Annotated in this window: 2 protein-coding genes; both read right to left on the bottom strand. The window is 67.6% G+C overall.

Annotation, left to right across the window (positions count from 1 at the left end; translation table 11 throughout):
* Window positions 1–97 precede the first annotated feature (97 nt).
* On the bottom strand, window positions 98–415 hold the full coding sequence (locus ACX4ZE_RS22400) for a transposase (RefSeq protein ID WP_480275445.1): 318 nt from the start codon (window positions 413–415) through the stop codon (window positions 98–100).
* A gap of 119 nt (window positions 416–534) precedes the next feature.
* A complete protein-coding gene (locus tag ACX4ZE_RS22405; RefSeq protein WP_480275446.1) occupies window positions 535–5544 on the bottom strand; it encodes an amino acid adenylation domain-containing protein in 5010 nt (1669 codons plus the stop codon).
* Between the last annotated feature and the right edge of the window lie 16 nt (window positions 5545–5560).

Genomic DNA, 5560 nt, shown 5'->3' on the forward strand with positions numbered 1-5560 from the left:
ACCGCCCCGAACTACCCGACCGCACTCACGCATAGGCCAGAAGAGCCCCTTTTCGCCCGAACACTCGCTGCGCCGATCGCCACCCGCGACCAGTCGATCAAGCCTCGGCCACCGAATTCGTCCAGACCGACGTTGAGTAAACGCCGCCACAGACCAGCCTTGGTCCACACGCTGAACCCGCGGTGTGCCGTCGGTACCGAGACCCGAACGAGAGCGGTAGCATCCGCCACGCACAACCGTTGGTCAGCACGAACACCACCGCAGTGAACACCGCACGTTCATCGGCCGGGGCAGTGCCACCACCCTGCGGACATCGCGTGAACTGCGGAAGCAATAGCTCGACCAGCGCCCACAATTCGTCCGGGACGAGACGTTTCGACAACTCATCGACCGCGAGTCGAACATCATGCAGCACAGCCGATTCCGGCGCAACGTAAACGAATCACAACCACGTAAGACACCGTCTTAGGAACTCTAAGTCCAAGAAATGCCACTGCACGCCCTCTGCCAGTAGTTCGCATGCTGTCACATGCGCTACAGCCCCACCATAGGTCCATCCAATACGTCATCGAGCCGCGAGACCAGCTCCGCGACAGTCGGCGCTTCGAACACCACCTGGATCGGAACCTCGACACCCAACACCGACTGGATCCGGCTCACCAGCAACGGCGCCAGCAACGAATGCCCACCCAGATCGAAGAAACCATCATCGATACCCACCCGGTCCACACCGAGTACTTCACCGAACAGATCCGCCAACACTCGCTCACGATCCGACCGCGGCGCCCGATACTCCACACCCGAGAAGAACTCCGGATCCGGCAACGCCCGACGATCCAGTTTCCCGTTCGGCGTCAACGGCATCGCCTCGAGTACCACCACCGCGGCCGGGACCATGAAATCGGGTAACCGGTCGGCCACGAACCGCCGCAACACTGCGCCATCGACCCCACCGTCGGTAGCGCTGTCGGCCACCACATACCCAACCAGCCGCTTACCCGAACCGGGCCCAACCTGCTCACAAGCCTCGACCACCGCGTGCGTCACCGCCGGATGTGACCCCAGTACCGCCGCCACCTCCCCCGGCTCGACCCGGAACCCCCGGATCTTGACCTGCTCATCGACCCGACCCACGAACTCCAGCTCTCCCGCCGCGGTCCAGCGCACCACGTCCCCGGTCCGGTACACCCGGCCCCCACCGGCCGCGTCGAACGGATCGGCCACGAACCGTGCCGCCGTCAGCCCCGCCCGTCCGTGATAGCCGCGTCCCAGCTGTGCACCGGCCACATACGCCTCCCCCGCCACCCCCACCGGCACCGGCCGCAACCACGAATCCAGCACATACACCCGCGTATTCCCCAAAGGGGCGCCGATCGGGATTGTCGCTTCGACCTCACTCGAAACCGTGCAGGCCGTCGCATAGAACGTCTCGGTGGGTCCGTAGCCGTTGATGACGCGTACCCCTGGTAGCAGGGCCCTGGTCCGTTCCACGATCTGCGGTGTCAACGGCTCACCGGCGAAGATGATGGTGTCGGCGGTGATGCGTAAGGCGGGGTGGGTGAGCACTTCGGCGAACGCCGACGGTACCGTGCTGATCACGCCACCGGACCATCCGTCCTGTTCGGTGAGGACCAGCACATCCCGCACCACCTCCACCGTCCCGCCCCCGCACAGGGTCGGGAATATTTCCAGGACAGAGACGTCGAACGCCGTCGAGGTACTCGCCAACACCCGGGTGGGGCCGTCCCCCAGCAGTGGCCCCACCGCGACAACATTGTTGACCACGTTGTGGTGGGTGATGGCGACGCCCTTGGGCACTCCGGTAGAGCCGGAGGTGTAGATCAGATACGCCAGATTGCCCGGACGCAGCCGACCGCGCCGGTCGGCGTCGGTCGCAGCGGCCGCGCTGGGGGCGCCGGTGAGGATGTCCGGAGCATCGACGCACAGTGTTTCCGCCGTGGTCGCGGGCAGCGACGCGGCCGTGGCCCGGTCGGTCACCACGATCACCGGGGCCGCGTCGGTGAGCATGAACGCCAGCCGGTCGTGTGGGTAGGTGGGGTCCACCGGCAGGTAGGCGCCCCCGGCCTTGCATACCGCCAGCAACACCACGACCAGCTCCGCCGACCGCGGCAACGCCACCGCCACCACATCGTCGGGTCCCACCCCCCGCGCGATCAACTGACGCGCCAGCCGGTCGGCGCGGCTGTCGAGGTCGCGGTAGGTCAGTTCCGTACCGGCGCACACCACCGCCACCGCCTGCGGGGACCGCCGCACCTGTGTCTCGATCAGCCCGACCAGGGTGGTGTCGGTATCGACCGCCACGGTGGTGTCGTTCCACCCTCTCAGCAGCTGCTCGCGTTCGGCGGCGGTGAGCACGTCCACTGCACCCACCGCCGTCGCCGGGGTGGCCGCCACCTGCCGTAACACCCGCACGTACCGGGCTACGAGCGCCTCGACCGTCGCCCGGTCGAACAGATCGGTCGCGAACTCTACGAACCCGTTCCAGCTTGCGGTCGCAGTCGAGTCGACCACATGGAAGGTCAGGTCGAAGCGCGAAGACTCCAACAAAGTGTCCAACGGCTCGACAGCAATTCCGGGTAGGTCGATCACGGGCAGGGTGTTGTTCTGGAATGCCAGTGATACTTGGAACAGTGGGTGGTGGGCCGTGGAGCGGACCGGGTTGAGCAGCTCGACCAGCAACTCGAACGGTGCGTCCTGGTTGGCGTAGGCTGCCAGCGCCTTCTCCCGTACCTGCCCGAGCAGGTCGGTGAACGAACCCGCCGGGGTGAGGTGTGCCCGCAACACCCACGTATTGACGAAGAACCCGACCAGCTCGGTCAACGCCTCGTCGGTACGCCCGGCGATCGGCGTCCCGAGCGGAATGTCGGTCCCCGCACCCAGGTGATACAGCAACACCACCAATCCCGCCTGCAGCACCATCGACACCGTCGCGTCCTCCCGCCGCGCCAGCTGTTGCAGCAGCGCCCGGGTCTCGGCGTCGATCACCACCGCCACGGTGTCACCGCGGTAGCTGGCCACCCGCGGCCGCGGCCGGTCGGTCGGCAACGACAGCTGTTCGGGCAGCCCGGCCAGCTCGTCCCGCCAATACGCCAGCTGCCGCGACAACACACTGTCGGGATCGGACGCCTCGCCCAACAGCTGCCGCTGCCACAGCGTGTAGTCGGCGTACTGCACCGGTAACGGCGCCCACCCCGGCTCCCGATCGTGTGTGCGCGCGGTGTAGGCGGTCGCCAGATCCCGCAACAACGGCGCCAACGACCACCCGTCCCCAGCGACGTGGTGCACCAGCAGCATCAGCACGTACTCGTCGCGCGCGCAACGCAACACACTGGCCCGTACCGGGATCTGCGAGGCCAGATCGAACTCGTACCGCGCCGCCGCGGCCACCGCCGCCTCTACGTCCACGTCCGCCACCTCGGACACCGACACCGGCACCTCGAATTGGCCGGCCTCGAGGACCCGCTGCACCGGGATACCGTCCACCTCGGCGAACACCGTCCGCAGGCTCTCGTGCCGCCCCACCACATCGGTGAGCGCCGCCCGCAACGCCGCCACATCCACCGCGCCCGTCAGCCGCATCCCCAGCGGCATGTTGTAGGTCGCCGAAGACCCCTCGAACCGATGGATGAACCACAACCGCCGCTGCGCGAACGACACCGGCAACAACTCCGGGCGCTTTGCCACCGTCAACACCGGCCGCACCGCCGCACCGTCGTCGAGCCGGGCGACCAGGGCTGCGACGGTGGGGGCGTCGAATACCACCCGGATCGGGACCTCCACCCCCAACACCGACCGGATCCGGCTCACCAACCGCGTCGCCAGCAGCGAATGCCCACCCAGCTCGAAGAACCCGTCATCGATACCCACCCGGTCCACCCCGAGGACCTCCCCGAACAGCTCCGCCAACACCTGTTCGCGCTCCGTGCGCGGCGCCCGATACTCCGCCCCGGAGGCGAATTCCGGGTCCGGCAACGCCGCACGGTCGAGCTTCCCGTTCGGGGACAACGGCATCGCCTCGACCGATATCACCGCAGCCGGGACCATGAACTCGGGCAGCCGATCGGCCACGAACCGCCGCACATCCGCCAGCAGCAAGCTCGCCTGCGGATTGTTGGTGTAGCGAGCGGGGTCTTTCAATGTCGCCGATGCCAGGAACACATCGGTCAGCTGCTTGCCTCGCGCGAGCGCGGAGTCCACGAACACCGCGTCCATACACCCCACGTGCGTCGACCACGTCACCGCAGTGGTGAAACCCAGCCCCGCACCGAGGACATGCAGATCCTCCGGAACAAGACCTTCGCAGCGGTCACCGGAGGCGGTGGCACCGACTCGCTCAGCGAGCGCCCGCAAGGTGGTTTCGCGACCTACAAGGCCATCCCTCATGTCGAGGGGACGGCCCGAACGGATCTCGTGGCCGGCGTGGACTTCGTCGGCTAGTCCGAGGTGCGGGATGCCCAGGACCCGGAGGCAACCGCCGTGCCGGGTACGCAGCAAGGTCGCCAAGGATTCGATGGTGTGGTCGGTGAACCGGATTCGGGGCACCTCCGCCAGCGACAGTACTTCGGTCGGGTGCTTGCGGATGACCACGTCGTAGCGGTAGCGGGTCAACTCGTTGACCGACAAGCCTGTTTTGAGTTCGATATCCACCGCGCCGATATCGTCGATCTCGTTGGCCAACGCCCGGAAGTACTCCGGCGCGACGAGCAACTCCTGTTCCGCGGCGATGTCTCGACGGGCCCGCTCCCGCACCGCCCGCGGGTCCGCGCCCCCACCACGCGCGAGCTGCACGGCGGTGGTGAACTCCTCCAACAGCGACAGGTTCCGCACGTCACCGACGAACAATCCCCCACCGGGCGCCAGCAGGCGCAGCACCTGTTCGACGACCCGCCGCAGATAGACGTGGCCGGGGAAGTACTGGACCACCGAATTCACCACGACAGTGTCGAAATAGCCCTCGGGCAGACCCGCGAGATCGTCAGCCGCGGCCGTGTGGAGGAAGACCCGCTCGGTCCACTCCGCCCGCAGCGCGGCCAATCGCCGATCGAGCGTCCGCACCGTCGTCACCGACAGGTCCGTCGCCCAATACTCCCGACACTCCGGCGCCAATTGCGACAACAACAGCCCCGACCCGACACCGATCTCGAGGACTCGCCCCGCCCCCAGGCGGCGGATCCGCTCGACCGTGCGCGCCCGCCACTCCCGCATCTGCTCCACCGGGATCGGCGCCCCGGAATAACTGCTGTTCCAGCCTCCGAAATCCTCACCGAACCCCACCCCGGCCCCGGCACGATCGGCATCCCCCGCCCCGGCGGACAGGTCGTCGTACACCCGACGCCACTGCTCGACCAACTCCCCCTCCCCCACCACACCCGACCGGTCGAGGACCACATACCCCACCAACTGTGTACCCGCCCCCACCCCGACCGCCTCCCGCGCCGCGACCACCGCCTGCGAAACCGCCGGATGCGACCCCAACACCGCCGCCACCTCCCCCGGCTCGACCCGAAACCCCCGGATCTTCACCTGCTCATCGACCCGC

Source organism: Nocardia sp. TBRC8007, assembly GCF_056629435.1.